Annotated in this window: 15 protein-coding genes; 14 read left to right on the forward strand and 1 reads right to left on the reverse strand. The window is 63.5% G+C overall.

What is annotated here, in order from left to right; genetic code table 11:
- Positions 1 to 171 precede the first annotated feature (171 nt).
- The 7 genes from ACVWZ4_RS20905 (at position 172) to ACVWZ4_RS20935 (ending at position 6,089) form a co-directional block, all read left to right on the forward strand.
- Positions 172 to 966, forward strand: coding sequence for a thymidylate synthase (locus ACVWZ4_RS20905; protein WP_456698971.1), 795 nt, complete (start codon positions 172 to 174; stop codon positions 964 to 966).
- A gap of 5 nt (positions 967 to 971) precedes the next feature.
- Positions 972 to 1,457, forward strand: a complete 486-nt coding sequence (locus tag ACVWZ4_RS20910) for an N-acetyltransferase family protein (protein ID WP_456698970.1) — start codon at positions 972 to 974, stop codon at positions 1,455 to 1,457.
- The gene (locus ACVWZ4_RS20915; RefSeq protein WP_456735975.1) at positions 1,457 to 1,972 is read left to right on the forward strand and encodes a dihydrofolate reductase; all 516 of its coding nucleotides are present in this window, start codon (positions 1,457 to 1,459) and stop codon (positions 1,970 to 1,972) included. The genes ACVWZ4_RS20910 and ACVWZ4_RS20915 overlap by 1 nt, the downstream gene beginning before the upstream one ends.
- 159 nt (positions 1,973 to 2,131) lie before the next feature.
- On the forward strand, positions 2,132 to 3,268 hold the full coding sequence (hflK, locus tag ACVWZ4_RS20920; RefSeq protein ID WP_456698968.1) for an FtsH protease activity modulator HflK: 1,137 nt from the start codon (positions 2,132 to 2,134) through the stop codon (positions 3,266 to 3,268).
- Positions 3,265 to 4,161, forward strand: a complete 897-nt coding sequence (gene hflC / locus ACVWZ4_RS20925; protein WP_092228362.1) for a protease modulator HflC — start codon at positions 3,265 to 3,267, stop codon at positions 4,159 to 4,161. Before hflK ends, hflC begins: the two co-directional genes overlap by 4 nt.
- Before the next feature lie 70 nt (positions 4,162 to 4,231).
- Positions 4,232 to 4,438, forward strand: coding sequence for a DUF2065 domain-containing protein (locus ACVWZ4_RS20930; RefSeq protein ID WP_456698967.1), 207 nt, complete (start codon positions 4,232 to 4,234; stop codon positions 4,436 to 4,438).
- 142 nt (positions 4,439 to 4,580) lie between these two features.
- The gene (locus tag ACVWZ4_RS20935) at positions 4,581 to 6,089 is read left to right on the forward strand and encodes a Do family serine endopeptidase (protein WP_456698966.1); all 1,509 of its coding nucleotides are present in this window, start codon (positions 4,581 to 4,583) and stop codon (positions 6,087 to 6,089) included.
- 121 nt (positions 6,090 to 6,210) lie between these two features.
- Here the strand turns inward: ACVWZ4_RS20935 and serB are convergent, their stop codons facing one another.
- Positions 6,211 to 7,116 carry a phosphoserine phosphatase SerB gene (gene serB / locus ACVWZ4_RS20940; RefSeq protein WP_456741078.1) on the reverse strand — a complete coding sequence of 302 codons (906 nt, stop codon included), beginning with the start codon at positions 7,114 to 7,116 and terminating at the stop codon, positions 6,211 to 6,213.
- 11 nt (positions 7,117 to 7,127) lie between these two features.
- Here serB and miaA point away from each other — a divergent pair, with 11 nt between their 5' ends.
- The 7 genes from miaA to ilvC all read left to right on the forward strand — a co-directional run bounded on the left by miaA (position 7,128) and on the right by ilvC (position 14,127).
- The gene (miaA, locus tag ACVWZ4_RS20945; protein WP_456790320.1) at positions 7,128 to 8,066 is read left to right on the forward strand and encodes a tRNA (adenosine(37)-N6)-dimethylallyltransferase MiaA; all 939 of its coding nucleotides are present in this window, start codon (positions 7,128 to 7,130) and stop codon (positions 8,064 to 8,066) included.
- A 330-nt stretch (positions 8,067 to 8,396) separates the two neighbouring features.
- Entirely contained in the window at positions 8,397 to 10,172 is a 1,776-nt protein-coding gene (locus tag ACVWZ4_RS20950) for an acetolactate synthase 3 large subunit (protein ID WP_456741080.1), read from the forward strand.
- 27 nt (positions 10,173 to 10,199) lie between these two features.
- Positions 10,200 to 10,742, forward strand: coding sequence for an acetolactate synthase small subunit (gene ilvN, locus ACVWZ4_RS20955; protein ID WP_298885075.1), 543 nt, complete (start codon positions 10,200 to 10,202; stop codon positions 10,740 to 10,742).
- 3 nt (positions 10,743 to 10,745) lie between these two features.
- Positions 10,746 to 11,441: a class I SAM-dependent methyltransferase gene (locus tag ACVWZ4_RS20960; protein WP_456698962.1), complete on the forward strand. Its 696-nt coding sequence runs from the start codon at positions 10,746 to 10,748 to the stop codon at positions 11,439 to 11,441.
- A 50-nt stretch (positions 11,442 to 11,491) separates the two neighbouring features.
- Positions 11,492 to 12,364, forward strand: coding sequence for an EamA family transporter (locus ACVWZ4_RS20965; protein WP_456741081.1), 873 nt, complete (start codon positions 11,492 to 11,494; stop codon positions 12,362 to 12,364).
- A 7-nt stretch (positions 12,365 to 12,371) separates the two neighbouring features.
- A complete protein-coding gene (locus tag ACVWZ4_RS20970) occupies positions 12,372 to 12,974 on the forward strand; it encodes a LysE family translocator (protein ID WP_456698960.1) in 603 nt (200 codons plus the stop codon).
- Positions 12,975 to 13,107: 133 nt separating this feature from the next.
- Positions 13,108 to 14,127, forward strand: coding sequence for a ketol-acid reductoisomerase (ilvC, locus tag ACVWZ4_RS20975; RefSeq protein ID WP_456698959.1), 1,020 nt, complete (start codon positions 13,108 to 13,110; stop codon positions 14,125 to 14,127).
- Positions 14,128 to 14,651 lie beyond the last annotated feature (524 nt).

A 14,651-nucleotide genomic window follows, 5' to 3' on the forward strand; every position in this document is an offset into this window, starting at 1 on the left:
ACCAGCTAGATCAAGCCGATAGGCGAGGGGCGAGAGGTGAGTTCCGCCCCTTGTCATTGGCGCCGGGAGCTCTCACTTTTCGGGGTATAATCGGCGCGACCAGCGAATCGCCGCTGTCACAGCGCGGGGGTGGCCGTTAAGTTCGCCGCCTCCCCAAAGGCTCATTGGCACATGCACCAGTATCAGGACCTGCTCGAGCGGATTCTTTCAGACGGCGCCGAGAAGACCGACCGGACCGGCACCGGCACGTTGTCGGTGTTCGGCCATCAGATGCGCTTCAATCTGTCCGCCGGCTTCCCCATGCTCACCACCAAGCGGCTGCCGCTGAAGGCGATCGTGCATGAGCTGTTGTGGTTCCTGAAGGGCGACACCAACATCAAGTATCTCAAGGACAACGGCGTCACCATCTGGGACGAGTGGGCGGACGCCAATGGCGATCTCGGCCCGGTCTACGGCCATCAATGGCGCTCCTGGCCCGCGCCGGACGGACGCAGCATCGACCAGATCTCCAATGTCGTCGACATGATCAAGCGCAACCCGGACTCGCGCCGCCTGATCGTCTCGGCCTGGAATCCGGCCGAAGTCGACAAGATGGCGCTGCCGCCGTGTCACTGCCTGTTCCAGTTCTACGTCGCCAACGGCAAGCTCTCGTGCCAGCTCTATCAGCGTTCGGCCGACGTGTTCCTCGGCGTGCCCTTCAACATCGCCTCCTATGCGCTGCTCACCATGATGGTTGCGCAGGTCACGGGCCTGAAGCCCGGCGACTTCGTGCATTCGTTCGGCGACACCCATCTCTACTCCAATCATCTGGAGCAGGCGCGGCTCCAGCTCACCCGCGCGCCGCGCGCGCTGCCGGTGATGCGGATCAATCCTGATGTGAAGGACATCTTCTCCTTCCGTTACGAGGATTTCGAACTCGTCGGCTACGACCCGCATCCGCACATCAAGGCGGAAGTCGCGGTCTAGCGCCGATGTCGCTCAGCATCCGCCGCGCGCGCCCTGGCGAAGCCGGGCTCGTTCTTGATTTCGTCCGTGAGCTTGCCGAATACGAAAAGCTCTCGCATGAACTCGAGGCGACCGAGGCTGACATTGCGGCCGCCTTGTTCGGCAGCGATCCCAGGCTGTTTTGTGCGATTGCCTGCTGGAACGGCGAGCCGGTCGGCTTTGCGGTGTGGTTCCTGAATTTCTCCACCTTCAGCGGCCGCCACGGCATCTATCTCGAAGACTTGTATGTGCGGCCGTCACATCGCGCCAAGGGCCTCGGCAAGGCGCTGCTGATCTATCTCGCGAAGGAATGCATCGACAACGGCTGGTCGCGCCTGCAATGGGCGGTGCTCGACTGGAATGGGCCGTCGATCGCATTCTACAGGTCGCTTGGCGCCGTGATGCTGGATGACTGGACGCTGTGCCGCGTCTCTGGTTCAGCGCTCACGCGTCTTGCGGGGAGCGCCCTCTGATGGAGATCGTCTTCGTCGTCGCGATTGCGGAGAACGGCATCATCGGCGCCGGCAACGCGCTGCCGTGGCGGTTGAAATCCGATATGGCGCGCTTCAAGGCGCTCACCATCGGCAAACCCGTGATCATGGGCCGCAAGACCTTCGAATCCTTGCCCGGGCGTCGGCCGCTTGCGAACCGCACCAACATCGTGATCACGCGCGATGCGGACTATCGCGCCGCCGGCGCCATCGTCGTGACGTCGGCTGCGGCCGCTGCTTCAGTTGCGCTTGGTGATGCCCTGCGGCGTTCAGCCGCTGAAATCGCCGTGATTGGCGGTGCCGAAATCTTCCGGCAGTGGCTCGATCGTGCCGACCGCCTCGAGATCACAGAGGTGCATGCGAGGCCGGACGGCGACACGCATTTCGACGTCGACAAGGCGCAGTGGGAGGAAACAGAGCGCGTCCGCCACCCGGCCGGCCCCCAGGATAGTGCCGCCTTCTCCTATGTGACATATCGTCGGCGGCCCTCTCATTAACTCCATTCGCCAATGTTTACATTGACTTTTCCGCCCCCGAGCATAGCTCGTGGGACGGTCAGGCTTGCGTTGTAAGGGTCCTTTCGGTCCCCTATAAAGCCGGTCCGGACAATGCCGGCCGGGCAAGTTCTAGTCCCGGTCTGCCGAGGAGAGCGTCGAATGCCGTGGAAGAATCAGGGCGGTGGCCCATGGGGCTCGGGTCCGAAAGGACCGTGGGGCTCAGGCCCGCAACCGGTCGGGCCGAGGCCGCCGGATCTGGAGGACCTTCTGCGGCGCGGCCAGGACCGGCTCCAGCAGATCATGCCAGGTGGCTATTTCTCGGGCATCGGCATCACGCTGATCCTGCTCATCATCGTCGCACTCTGGCTGCTGTCGGGCTTCTTCCGCGTGCAGTCGGAGGAGCAGGGTGTCGTGCTGCGTTTCGGCAAGCACGTCCGCACCGTCGATCCGGGCCTTAATTATCATTTGCCCTATCCGATCGAGACCGTGTTGCTGCCGAAGGCGCTGCGCGTATCCACCATTTCCATCGGCATGACGCTGATCGACGATCCCGCCCGCCGCGGCCGCTCGATCCGTGACGTGCCGGAAGAGAGTCTGATGCTGACCGGCGACGAGAACATCGTCGACGTCGACTTCACCGTGCTCTGGCGCATCAAGCCCAACGGCGTCGGCAATTTCCTGTTCAACATCCAGAACCCCGAGGGCACCGTGAAGGCGGTCGCCGAGAGCGCGATGCGCGAGGTGATCGGCCGCTCCGACATCCAGCCGATCCTGACCGGCGCGCGGACGCAGACCGAGACCACCGTGCAGGATTTGATGCAGAAGACGCTCGACGGCTATGGCGCCGGCATCCAGATCACCCAGGTGCAGATGCAGAAGGTCGATCCGCCGGCGCAGGTGATCGATGCGTTCCGTGACGTGCAGGCGGCTCGTGCCAATCTCGAGCAGTTGCAAAACGAAGCGCAGACCTATGCCAACAAGGTCGTGCCTGAAGCGCGCGGCAACGCGGCGCGCATCCTGCAGGCGGCCGAGGGCTACAAGGAGCAGGCGGTCGCCGAGGCCAAGGGCCAGAGCGCGCGCTTCCTGAAAGTGTACGAGGAATACAAGAAGGCGCCGGACGTGACGCGTGAACGGATCTATCTGGAGACGATGGAGCGCGTGCTCGGCGGCTCGGACAAGCTGATCTACGACGGCGGCTCCTCGGGCCAGGGCGTCGTGCCTTATCTGCCGCTCAGCGAATTGTCGACCAAGAAGCCCACGACGGCAGGCCAGTTGCCGAGCGGAGGCGCAAGATGAGGTCTCCCGTTACAGGCATCGTCGCGCTGCTTGCGGCGCTCCTGGTCGTGATCGTCGGCTACATGTCGTTGTTTACCGTGCAGCAGACCGAGCAGACCATCGTGCTGCAATTCGGCGCGCCGGTGGACGTCGTCACCGACCCCGGGCTGCACTTCAAGGCGCCCTGGAACTCCGTGATCAACATCGACAAGCGGATCCTCGACCTGGAGAACCCCTCGCAGGAGGTCATTGCCTCCGATCAGAAGCGACTCGTGGTCGACGCCTTTGCGCGCTATCGCATCAAGGATGCGTTGCGTTTCTATCAGAGTGTCGGCTCGATCCAGGCCGCAAACCTCCAGCTCACCTCGCTCTTGAATGCGGCGCTGCGCCGTGTGCTGGGCGAAGTCAGTTTCATCACCGTGGTGCGTGACGAACGCGAGAAGCTGATGGGACGCATCCGCGAGCAGCTCGACCGCGAGGCGGGCGGTTACGGCATCGAGGTCGTCGACGTCCGTATTCGCCGCGCCGATCTGCCGGAGCAGAACAGCCAGGCGGTGTACGACCGGATGAAGTCCGAGCGCCAGCGCGAAGCCGCAGAATTCCGCGCGCAGGGCGGCCAGAAAGCGCAGGAAATCCGCTCCAAGGCCGACCGCGATGTGACGGTGATCATTGCCGACGCGAACTCCCAGGCCGAGCAGACGCGCGGCGTGGGTGACGCAGAGCGCAACCGTCTCTTTGCCGAAGCCTATGGCAAGGATGCTGACTTCTTTGCCTTCTACCGGTCGATGACAGCCTATGAAAGCGGGCTGAAGTCCAGCGATACCCGCTATTTGCTGCGGCCGGACTCGGATTTCTTCCGGTATTTTGGTAACCCGTCCGGCAAGACAGCGGCCGAAACGCCGGCAAAACCGTAAGCTAGACAGGGGCGGCAGGTTTGGCCGCCCTTCGTCGGACAATAACATCACAACGGGAGGTTCCAATCCGATGAGGTCCATTGCGTTCGCCGACTTCCTCATCGGCTTAGGCATCCTGTTTGTGCTCGAAGGCTTGATGTTCGCGGCAAGTCCGAACTGGATGCGCAAGGCCATGAAAAGCGCCATCGCAACGCCGGACAATATCCTGCGGGCGGTCGGGATCGGTTCGGCCGTAGCCGGCCTCATCCTGATCTGGGTGATGCGACGTCCGATGTAGCCGCCGAGCCAACGTCAAAGTGAAGGCGAACGGCGGGTTTTCGCCGTATTATCCGGCTCTTGAGGCCCGCTAAGCTCGTGCTTGCGCCGTGCCCCCGTTCGAGCGCAGTCTTGACGTCGAATTCCTTTCTCTGGAGACCACCATGACCGCTGCCACCATTGTCCCGACCCGCTTGCGCCAACATGCGCGATTTGGGCTGGCCGCGCTCGCGTTCAGTGCTTTCAGCCTGTTCGGCTCGCCGGCGCAGGCGCGCGGGCCGGAGGGCATCGCCGACGTCGCCGAGAAGGTGATCGACGCGGTCGTGAATATCTCGACCTCGCAGACGGTCGAGGCCAAGGGCGGCAGCAACACCATGCCGCAACTCCCGCCCGGCTCGCCGTTCGAGGAATTCTTCGACGACTTCTTCAAGAACCGCAAAGGCCCCGGCGGTGGCGGCAAGGGCGGCGACAACGGCGGCGGCCTGCCGCACAAGACCAACTCGCTCGGGTCCGGCTTCATCATCGACACGTCGGGTGTGGTCGTGACGAACAACCACGTCATCGCCGATGCCGACGAGATCAACGTCATTCTCAACGACGGCACCAAGATCAAGGCCGAGCTCGTCGGTGTCGACAAGAAGACCGATCTCGCCGTGTTGAAGTTCAAGCCGCCGAAGCCGCTCGTCTCGGTGAAGTTTGGCGACTCCGACAAATTGCGCTTGGGCGACTGGGTGGTCGCGATCGGCAACCCCTTCAGCCTCGGCGGCACGGTGACGGCCGGCATCGTCTCGGCCAAGAACCGCGACATCTCCTCGGGGCCCTATGACAGCTACATTCAGACCGACGCCGCGATCAATCGCGGCAATTCGGGTGGCCCGCTGTTCAACCTCGAAGGCGACGTCATCGGCGTCAACACGCTGATCATCTCGCCCTCCGGCGGCTCGATCGGCATCGGCTTCGCCGTGCCGTCGAAGACGGTCGCTGGTGTCGTCGACCAGCTCCGGCAGTTCGGCGAACTGCGGCGCGGCTGGCTCGGTGTCCGCATCCAGACCGTCACCGACGAGATCGCCGAGAGTCTCAACATCAAGCCGGCGCGCGGCGCGCTGGTCGCCGGTGTGGACGACAAGGGCCCGGCCAAGCCTGCCGGCATCGAGCCGGGTGACGTCGTCGTCAAGTTCGACGGTAAGGACGTCAAGGATCCGAAGGATCTGTCCCGTGTCGTCGCCGACACCGCAGTCGGCAAGGAGGTCGACGTCGTCGTCATCCGCAAGGGCGAGGAGCAGACCAAGAAGGTTACGCTCGGCCGTCTGCAGGATCCGGAGAAGGTGCAGGCCTCGGTGAAGACCGACGAGCCGCCGCCCGAGAAGCCCGTGACGCAGAAGGCGCTCGGCCTCGATCTCGCCGTGCTGAACAAGGACCTGCGGACCCGTTATAAGATCAAGGACAGCGTCAAGGGCGTGGTGGTGACCAATGTCGACGCCAATTCCGACGCTGCCGAGAAGCGGCTCTCCGCCGGCGACGTCATTGTCGAAGTCGCACAGGAAGCTGTCGCGAGCGGCGACGACATCCAGAAGCGGGTCGACCAGCTCAAGAAGGACGGCAAGAAGTCCGTGCTGCTGCTGGTGTCGAACGGCGATGGCGAGCTGCGCTTCGTGGCGCTGAGCGTGCAGTAAGGGACTCTCGTCTTAACGTCGCGTCATGGCCGGCCTTGTCCCGGCCATCCACGTCTTTGTCGCGTGGATAGCCCCAATCGTGGATGCCCGGGACAAGCCCGGGCATGCCGGTGGTTCGGCATCAGCTTTCCACGAACTCGTCCCGCCGATACCCCTGCGCATAGAGCAGCGCGGTGAGATCGCCGTGATCGATCCGTGCCGCGGCTGCCGCTGCAACGGCTGGCTTCGCATGGTACGCCACGCCCAGTCCCGCTGCCTGGATCATCGCCAGATCATTGGCGCCATCGCCGACCACGACCGAGTCGATGTCGTCGAGATCGAACGATTCCATCAGATCAACCAGCGTCGCGAGCTTGGCCGCGCGACCCAGGATCGGCTCCTTCACTTCGCCGGTGAACTTGCCGTCGCGCACGACGAGCTCGTTGGCGCGGTTCTCCTGGAAGCCGATCTTGGCGGCGACTGCGCTCGTGAACAAGGTGAAGCCGCCGGAGACGAGGCAGGTATAGGCGCCGTTGGCGCGCATGGTGGCGACCAGCTCGCGGCCGCCGGGGGTCAGCGTGATACGCTTGGCCAGAACTTGGTCGACGACATTGGCGGGGAGACCCTTCAGCAGCGCGACGCGCTCGCGCAGCGCCGGCTCGAACTCGATCTCGCCCCTCATTGCGCGTTCCGTGATGGCGGCGACATGGGCCTTCATACCGACGAGATCGGCGAGCTCGTCGATGCATTCCTGCCCGATCATGGTGGAATCCATGTCGGCGAGAAAAAGCTTCTTGCGCCGGAAGCCGACAGGCTGCACCACGATGTCGATGGGCAGATCGCCGCGAAGCTCGCGCAGCCGCTCTTCGATGGCATGGCGATCGCCTTCGAGGTTACTGTCGGCGCCGAAGGGAATGTCGACCGCAACGCCGTCGAACAGCCAATGGGCCGGCACGGCGTTGGGCAGCACGGCGCGGACACCGTCGACGATGGTGGAGTCGAGGGCGGGATTGGCGGGGTTGCAGATCAGCGTGGCGACGAGCGACATTTGAGGTTTTCGTGAGCGAGAGGCATTCGAGCAAGGCCGTGCTTATCGCAGGCCCGACCGCCAGCGGCAAGTCGGCGCTGGCGCTGGAGCTTGCGCTGAACGTGGGCGGGGTCGTGATCAATGCCGATTCCATGCAGGTCTATCGCGACCTCCGCATCATCACTGCGCGCCCCACTGAGGACGAGCAGGCGCGCGTTCCGCATTGCCTTTACGGCCATGTCGATGCAGCCGTGAATTTCTCGGCCGGCGCCTGGGTGGCTGATGCCGCGACTGTTCTGGAACGGGCAAGGGCGGAGGGCCGCCTGCCGATCTTCGTTGGCGGCACCGGGCTCTATTTCAAGGCACTGACCGCAGGGCTCTCGGTCGTTCCGCCGATCCCTGGCGAGGTGCGCGAGAATGTGCGCGCGCGGCTGGAGCGGAACGGCGTCGAGGCCTTGCACGCGGAACTTGCGCGCCGCGATCCGCGCGCAGCCGAGCGATTGAATCTGCGCGATCGCGCCAGGATCGCGCGCGCGCTCGAAGTGGTCGAGGCAACCGGCCGCTCCTTGCTCGACTGGCACCACGACGGCCAGCCGCCGCTGTTGCCGAAGGACAGCTTTCGCGCCGTATTCCTCGCGCCCGAACGCGACGAGCTCTATGCCCGCATCGACGCCCGCTTCGGCGCCATGCTGGGCGCCGGTGCTCTTGAAGAGGTCGAGCAGTTGGGCGCCCGCGGGCTCGACCGGCTGCTGCCGGCGATGAAGGCCCACGGCGTGCCGGCCCTGATCCGATATCTGCGCGGTGAGCTTGGCCTCGAGGAAGCCGCTGCGATGGGCCGGGCCGACACCCGCCACTACGCCAAGCGCCAATTCACCTGGTTCAGGCATCAGCTGCCGGAATTCGAGTGGGTGAAGCCGGTGGAGGCGGGGGGCTGGCTGGCGGCCGCCGCCGGCGGGGCCGGCGGCCCGTGACACGCTTTTGTGCCTTGGGTTCCCGATTTTACCTCTCGCCGAACCCTGGGAACGCCGCTACACTGCCAAAATCGCGCGGAAGCGGCCGGTTTGCCTTGACATCGAGGCTTTGGTCGTTATGTTTCGCGCAACCTTTGCGAAGCTGAGCGGCCGCCATGCGTAACATTATTACCAAACTCCTTATTGCCGTCGTACCCAGGCACACCGCCGGGGGTGGCTAGCTGCCATCCACACGACAGGCGGTGTGCAGGGTCCCTCTTCGGGGCCTTTTTTATTTCCCGAAACCGACACGAACGAAGCCGCTGACGTCAGCGCATCCGGAGCAAGCCAATGAGCGACAAGAGCCACGATCCGAACCAGATGACGGGCGCCGCGATGATCGTCCGCGCGCTCATCGATCACGGCGTGACCGACATTTTCGGCTATCCCGGCGGCGCGGTGCTTCCGATCTATGACGAGATCTTCCAGCAGAGCGAAGTCCAGCACATCCTGGTCCGTCACGAGCAGGGCGCCGGGCATGCTGCGGAAGGCTATGCCCGCTCGACCGGCAGGCCCGGTGTTGCGCTGGTGACCTCGGGCCCCGGCGCCACCAACATGGTGACGCCGCTGACCGATGCGCTGATGGATTCGATCCCTCTGGTCTGCATCTCCGGCCAGGTGCCGACGCATCTGATCGGCAATGACGCCTTCCAGGAATGCGACACCGTCGGCATCACACGTCCCTGCACCAAGCACAATTGGCTGGTCCGCGACGTCAACGACCTCGCGAAGGTGCTGCACGAGGCGTTCTATGTGGCGACCACGGGCCGTCCGGGCCCGGTGCTGGTCGACGTTCCCAAGGACGTGCAGTTCGCCACCGGCACCTACCATCCGCCGCGCAAGTCCGATGTGCACCGCTCCTACGCGCCGCGCGTGAAGGGCGATGCGACGCAGATACGCAAGGCCGTGGCGCTGCTGGCCGGCGCCAAACGCCCGGTGATCTACAGCGGCGGCGGCGTCATCAATTCCGGTCCCGAAGCCACCAAGCTGCTGCGCGAGCTGGTCGAGGTCACCGGTTTCCCGATCACGTCAACCCTGATGGGCCTGGGTGCCTACCCTGCGTCGGGCAAGAACTGGCTCGGCATGCTCGGCATGCACGGCACCTACGAAGCCAACATGACCATGCATGATTGCGACGTCATGCTGTGCGTCGGCGCGCGCTTCGACGATCGCATCACCGGCCGGGTCGATGCGTTCTCGCCGAACTCGAAGAAGATCCACATCGACATCGACCCGTCCTCGATCAACAAGAACATCCGTGTCGATGTGCCGATCATCGGTGATTGCGGCAACATCCTTGGCGACATCCTCCAGGTGTTCAAGGCCGAGGCGAAGAAGCCCGACATCAAGAGCTGGTGGCAGCAGATCGCGCAGTGGCGCGCCCGCAACTCGCTCTATTACAAGAAGAGCAACGACGTCATCCTGCCGCAGCACGCGATCCAGAGCCTGTTCGAGGCCACGCGTGGCAAGGACACCTACATCACGACCGAGGTCGGCCAGCACCAGATGTGGGCGGCGCAGTTCTACGGCTTCGAGGAGCCGCACCGCTGGATGACGTCGGGCGGCCTCGGCACCATGGGCTACGGCCTGCCCGCTGCGATCGGCGTGCAGGTCGCGCATCCGGATAGTCTCGTCATCGACATCGCGGGCGATGCCTCGGTGCAGATGACGATGCAGGAGATGTCGACGGCGGTTCAGTACGAGCTGCCGATCAAGATCTTCATCCTGAACAACCAGTACATGGGCATGGTGCGGCAGTGGCAGCAATTGCTCCACGGCAACCGGCTGTCGCATTCTTACTCCGAGGCCCTGCCTGATTTCGTCAAGCTCGCGGAAGCCTATGGCGGCGTCGGTCTCCAGGTCTCCAGGCCCTCTGATCTCGATGGCGCGATCAAGGAGATGATCTCGGTCAAGCGTCCGGTGCTGTTCGACTGCCGTGTCGCTGCCCTGGAAAACTGCTTCCCCATGATCCCCTCCGGCAAGGCGCACAACGAGATGCTGCTGCCCGAGCAGGCCAACGACGAGGCGACCGCAAAGGCGTTCGCCGGCGGCAAGGCGCTGGTGTGAGTACGATAGGATTTTGAGGGGACGATCATGAACCAGCCGGCATCCGCCTATTTCATCGAAGAGCGCCACGATCCGAACGAGACGCACACCCTTGCGGTGCTCGTGCAGAACGAGCCGGGCGTGCTCGCGCGCGTCATCGGCCTGTTCTCGGGGCGCGGCTACAACATCGAGAGCCTCACGGTCTCCGAGACCGAAGCGCAGAAGCATCTGTCGCGCATCACCATCGTCACCACCGGAACGCCGATGGTGATCGCGCAGATCAAGCATCAGCTCGACCGCATGATCCCGGTCTACCAGGTCGTCGACATGACGCAGACCCGCCGCTCGATCGAGCGCGAACTAGCGATGGTGAAGGTGCGCGGACAGGGCGAGCATCGCGTCGAGGCGCTGCGGCTGGCGGACGCCTTCCGTGCGCGGGTGATCGATGCCACCACTGAGAGCTTTGTGTTCGAAATCACAGGCAATACGGACAAGATCAACCAGTTTATCGACCTGATGCGCCCGCTCGGCCTTGTCGAGGTGTCGCGCACCGGCGTCGCCGCGATCGGTCGCGGGCCTGAAGGGATGTGAATCATGCTGGCGCGCGACTGGTACTATAACGAGCGGAACCGGATGGGCATCGAGCCCGCGGTGGCGTCGATCTACGACGCCCACGACGATGCCGATCTGCGGGCGCGCGCCGCACTGAAAATGTTGGGAGTCCAGCGCGGCTGGCGTGTCGCCGATATCGGCTGCGGCAATGGCGTGCTCGCCGCTGAAGCCGCGCTGATGGGGGCCGAGGTCGACGCGATCGACATTTCACCGGCGATGCTCGCGCTTGCCGAGATCTATGCGCGCGACCGCAAGGCGCCCGTGCGCACGCAGTCCGCCGGCCTGCTCAGCTTTGCCTACCGCCCGGAATCCTACGATTTGATCGTCAGCGAGTTCACGCTGCATCATCTGCCCGACTTCTGGAAGGTCGTGGCGATGTCGCGGATCTTGCGTGCGCTGAAGCCGGGTGCGAGCTTCTACCTGCGCGACATCGTTTATGCCTCGATGCCCGACGCGATCGAGCGTGACGTCGAGCAATGGGCCGACTACCAGATCAAGAACCACGATTTCTCGCGCGCCAGCGTGGTGACGCATATGCGCGACGAATATTCCACTTTCGGCTGGGTGATGGAGCGAATGCTGACCGATGTCGGCTTCACGCTGGTCTCGGCCGATTATCACGCACCGATGCACGGCACATATCTCTTGCGCAAACCGAAAGCCGGCGAGCAAGGCTAGACGAGAAGAACAAGCAGGGCTGCACGACAGGGCAGAACCGGAAAACAACAATGAAGCCGGCTGACATCCTCATCGCCCTCTTGGTGGCGATCATCTGGGGGCTTGCCTTCGTGGCGAGCCGGATCGCGCTCTACGAGTTTTCGCCGGAGCTGATGACGGCGATGCGCTTCTCGATTGCCGCACTGCCGTGCCTGTTCGTTCCCAAGCCGAAGATCGCCTGGCCGCGCCTGATCGCGATCAGCTCTACGCTGTTCCTCGGCCAGTTCCTGAGCCAAGCCTATGGCATCGCCCACGGCGTACCGGTCGGCTTGACCTCGGTCGTCGTGCAGAGCCAGGCCTTGTTCACGATCGGTCTTGCCGCGATTGCGTTCGGCGAGCGGCCGACGCCGGTGCAGACGCTGGGCATCGCCATTGCCGCGGCCGGCCTTCTGATGATTTGCGGCACCGTTGGTTATGACTTCAGCGTCAGCGCCTTCGCCGTGCTGATGATCTCACCGGTCAGTTTTGCGATCGGCAACATCCTGCTGCGCGGTGCCCGCGGTGTGCCGATGTTCGACCTTTTCGCCTGGCTTTGCCTGGCGACCGCCATGCCGCTGTCCGTGCTCGCGCTCGTGGTCGACGGACCAGCGCCGACTTTCCAGTCGCTGATCCACATGTCGCTGACCGGCCTCATCTGCCTGCTGGCGATCGGCGCGGTCTCGACCAGCATCGCCTATTGGCTGTGGGGGCGGCTATTGCGTGACTATCCTGCTGCGCAGGTCGTGCCGTTTGCACTGCTCGTGCCGTTCGTCGGTTCTGCGGCGTCCAGCATCGTGTTTGGCGAGCGGTTCGGGCCGTTGCGTCTCGCCGGCATGCTGACCGTCATCGGCGGCATTGCGCTGATGGTGCTGGCGAAGCGTCCGCAAATCCTGAAGACGGCGTGAGGTGAATATGGCCAACTCGCTCTTCTATGCGTTCCTCGCCTTCATGGTGGTGATGTATTTCACCCCCGGGCCGAACAACATCATGCTGTTGTCCTCCGGGCTGACCTATGGCTTCCGGCGCACCATTCCGCATATCGTCGGCATCGTCCTCGGCTTTGCCTTCATGATCGCCGCGGTGGGGCTCGGGCTCGGCACCGTGTTTCTGGCCTACCCGGTCCTGCAGACCATCCTGAAATATGCCGGCGCCGCTTACCTGATTTACCTCGCTGCGGTGATCGCCTTCTCCGGCCCGACCAAGCCCGGCGAGGTTGACGGCCGCGGCCCGATGACCTTCTGGGGCGCGGCCATGTTCCAGTGGATCAATGCCAAGGGCTGGGTGATCGTGATCGGCACCATCACCGCCTATGCGGCCATTGCCCGGTTTCCAGTCAACATCGCGATCCAGACCCTGATCAGTCTCCTGGTCGGCACGGTCTCGACCGTGGTCTGGGCGTGCTTCGGCACCGCGCTACGGCCGGTGCTCACCTCGGAGCGGCTGGTCCGCGCCTTCAATATCCTGATGGCGCTCCTGCTGCTCGCCTCCCTCTACCCCGTTTTCATGGATGCATGATGTCGCGGATTTCCATGCAGAAACGGGTTTCCCTCAGGGGCCGAAATGCTCTAGACAGCCCCCGAAATCCGCAAATTTCACCCTTCGGACACTGACCATCGGCCGATTTCCGGCCCTCAACGAGGAAACGACTATGCGTGTTTATTACGATCGCGACGCGGACCTGAACCTGATCAAGGGGAAGAAGGTCGCCATCGTCGGCTATGGCAGCCAGGGCCACGCCCATGCGCTCAACCTGAAGGACTCCGGCGTCAAGGAAGTGGCGATCGCGCTGCGCAAGGACTCGAGCTCGGTGAAGAAGGCGGAAGCCGCAGGCTTCAAGGTGATGGAAGTCGCCGAAGCCGCCAAATGGGCCGACCTCGTCATGATGCTCACCCCGGACGAGCTCCAGGGCGACATCTACCGCGACCACCTGCACGACAACATGAAGAAGGGCGCTGCGCTGGTGTTCGCGCACGGCCTCAACGTCCACTTCAACCTGCTCGATCCGCGCCCCGACCTCGACGTGCTGATGATCGCGCCGAAAGGCCCCGGCCACACCGTGCGTTCAGAATATCAGCGCGGCGGCGGCGTGCCCTGCCTGATTGCGATCGCCAAGGACGTCTCGGGCAATGCCCATGACCTCGGCCTGTCCTACGCCTCCGCTGTCGGCGGTGGCCGCGCCGGCATCATCGAGACCACCTTCAAGGAAGAGTGCGAGACCGATCTGTTCGGCGAGCAGGTCGTTCTCTGCGGCGGCCTGGTCGAACTGATCAAGGCCGGCTACGAGACCCTGGTCGAAGCCGGCTACGCGCCGGAAATGGCGTATTTCGAGTGCCTGCACGAAGTGAAGCTGATCGTCGACCTGATCTATGAAGGCGGCATCGCCAACATGAACTACTCGATCTCCAACACCGCCGAGTATGGCGAGTACGTCACCGGCCCGCGCATCGTCACCGCGGAGACCAAGGCCGAGATGAAGCGCGTTCTCGCCGACATCCAGGGCGGCAAGTTCGCCCGCGACTGGATGCTCGAGAACAAGGTCAACCAGACCTCGTTCAAGGCGACCCGCGCCAAGCTCGCCGCACACCCGATCGAGGAAGTCGGCGCGAAACTTCGCGACATGATGCCCTGGATCAAGAAGGGCGCGCTGGTCGACAAGTCGAAGAACTAAGTGGCAATCTCTGGGCGTAGCGTCAGCGACGCGCTACGTTCGGGACGCGGGAGCGAAAAACAAACACAAAGCTTCTCGCCGAACCAAATCTTAAATCTTCGCGATTATATCTGGGCGAGATCGCTGATCGCGGTCTCGCTCTTTTCATCTTGCGCGAAGCATTGCTGCTTCATTCAAATTCTTCGTGAAGTTGAAGTGCTCATTGAGCACCAAGAACTGACGCTTAAACCACATTCTTGGGTTCGCGTCGTTTCTCAGGCTTTTTTCAAAATTGGCGATCGCCAAAAGTACTGTGTCCTCAGAGTCTAGGACTCGGCTCTTCATCCGCGCTCTCATCCCGCAGTCAATCGCCTGTCGCGACGTTCGCGCACCCCTTCATCTTAAGAACGGACACCGGATGCGCCTTCTTGCAGCGCCTATCGTTGCGCGCGGCTTGAGAAACGCGTGCCATTGCCGTGGCGCGGCCTCCCCCTACATTCTTCGGGCCGCTGCTCGGCGCGGACCCGTGGCCGAACGGTCGACCG

Source organism: Bradyrhizobium sp. USDA 4472 (genome assembly GCF_054058595.1).

What these genes read in the sequence shown, in the direction of transcription:
- ACVWZ4_RS20905 (WP_456698971.1), top strand. Translation starts at nt 172, where the DNA reads ATGCACCAGTATCAGGACCTGCTCGAGCGGATTCTTTCAGACGGCGCC.
- ACVWZ4_RS20910 (WP_456698970.1), top strand. Translation starts at nt 972, where the DNA reads ATGTCGCTCAGCATCCGCCGCGCGCGCCCTGGCGAAGCCGGGCTCGTT.
- ACVWZ4_RS20915 (WP_456735975.1), top strand. Translation starts at nt 1,457, where the DNA reads ATGGAGATCGTCTTCGTCGTCGCGATTGCGGAGAACGGCATCATCGGC.
- hflK (WP_456698968.1), top strand. Translation starts at nt 2,132, where the DNA reads ATGCCGTGGAAGAATCAGGGCGGTGGCCCATGGGGCTCGGGTCCGAAA.
- hflC (WP_092228362.1), top strand. Translation starts at nt 3,265, where the DNA reads ATGAGGTCTCCCGTTACAGGCATCGTCGCGCTGCTTGCGGCGCTCCTG.
- ACVWZ4_RS20930 (WP_456698967.1), top strand. Translation starts at nt 4,232, where the DNA reads ATGAGGTCCATTGCGTTCGCCGACTTCCTCATCGGCTTAGGCATCCTG.
- ACVWZ4_RS20935 (WP_456698966.1), top strand. Translation starts at nt 4,581, where the DNA reads ATGACCGCTGCCACCATTGTCCCGACCCGCTTGCGCCAACATGCGCGA.
- serB (WP_456741078.1), bottom strand. Translation starts at nt 7,116, where the DNA reads ATGTCGCTCGTCGCCACGCTGATCTGCAACCCCGCCAATCCCGCCCTC.
- ACVWZ4_RS20950 (WP_456741080.1), top strand. Translation starts at nt 8,397, where the DNA reads ATGAGCGACAAGAGCCACGATCCGAACCAGATGACGGGCGCCGCGATG.
- ilvN (WP_298885075.1), top strand. Translation starts at nt 10,200, where the DNA reads ATGAACCAGCCGGCATCCGCCTATTTCATCGAAGAGCGCCACGATCCG.
- ACVWZ4_RS20960 (WP_456698962.1), top strand. Translation starts at nt 10,746, where the DNA reads ATGCTGGCGCGCGACTGGTACTATAACGAGCGGAACCGGATGGGCATC.
- ACVWZ4_RS20965 (WP_456741081.1), top strand. Translation starts at nt 11,492, where the DNA reads ATGAAGCCGGCTGACATCCTCATCGCCCTCTTGGTGGCGATCATCTGG.
- ACVWZ4_RS20970 (WP_456698960.1), top strand. Translation starts at nt 12,372, where the DNA reads ATGGCCAACTCGCTCTTCTATGCGTTCCTCGCCTTCATGGTGGTGATG.
- ilvC (WP_456698959.1), top strand. Translation starts at nt 13,108, where the DNA reads ATGCGTGTTTATTACGATCGCGACGCGGACCTGAACCTGATCAAGGGG.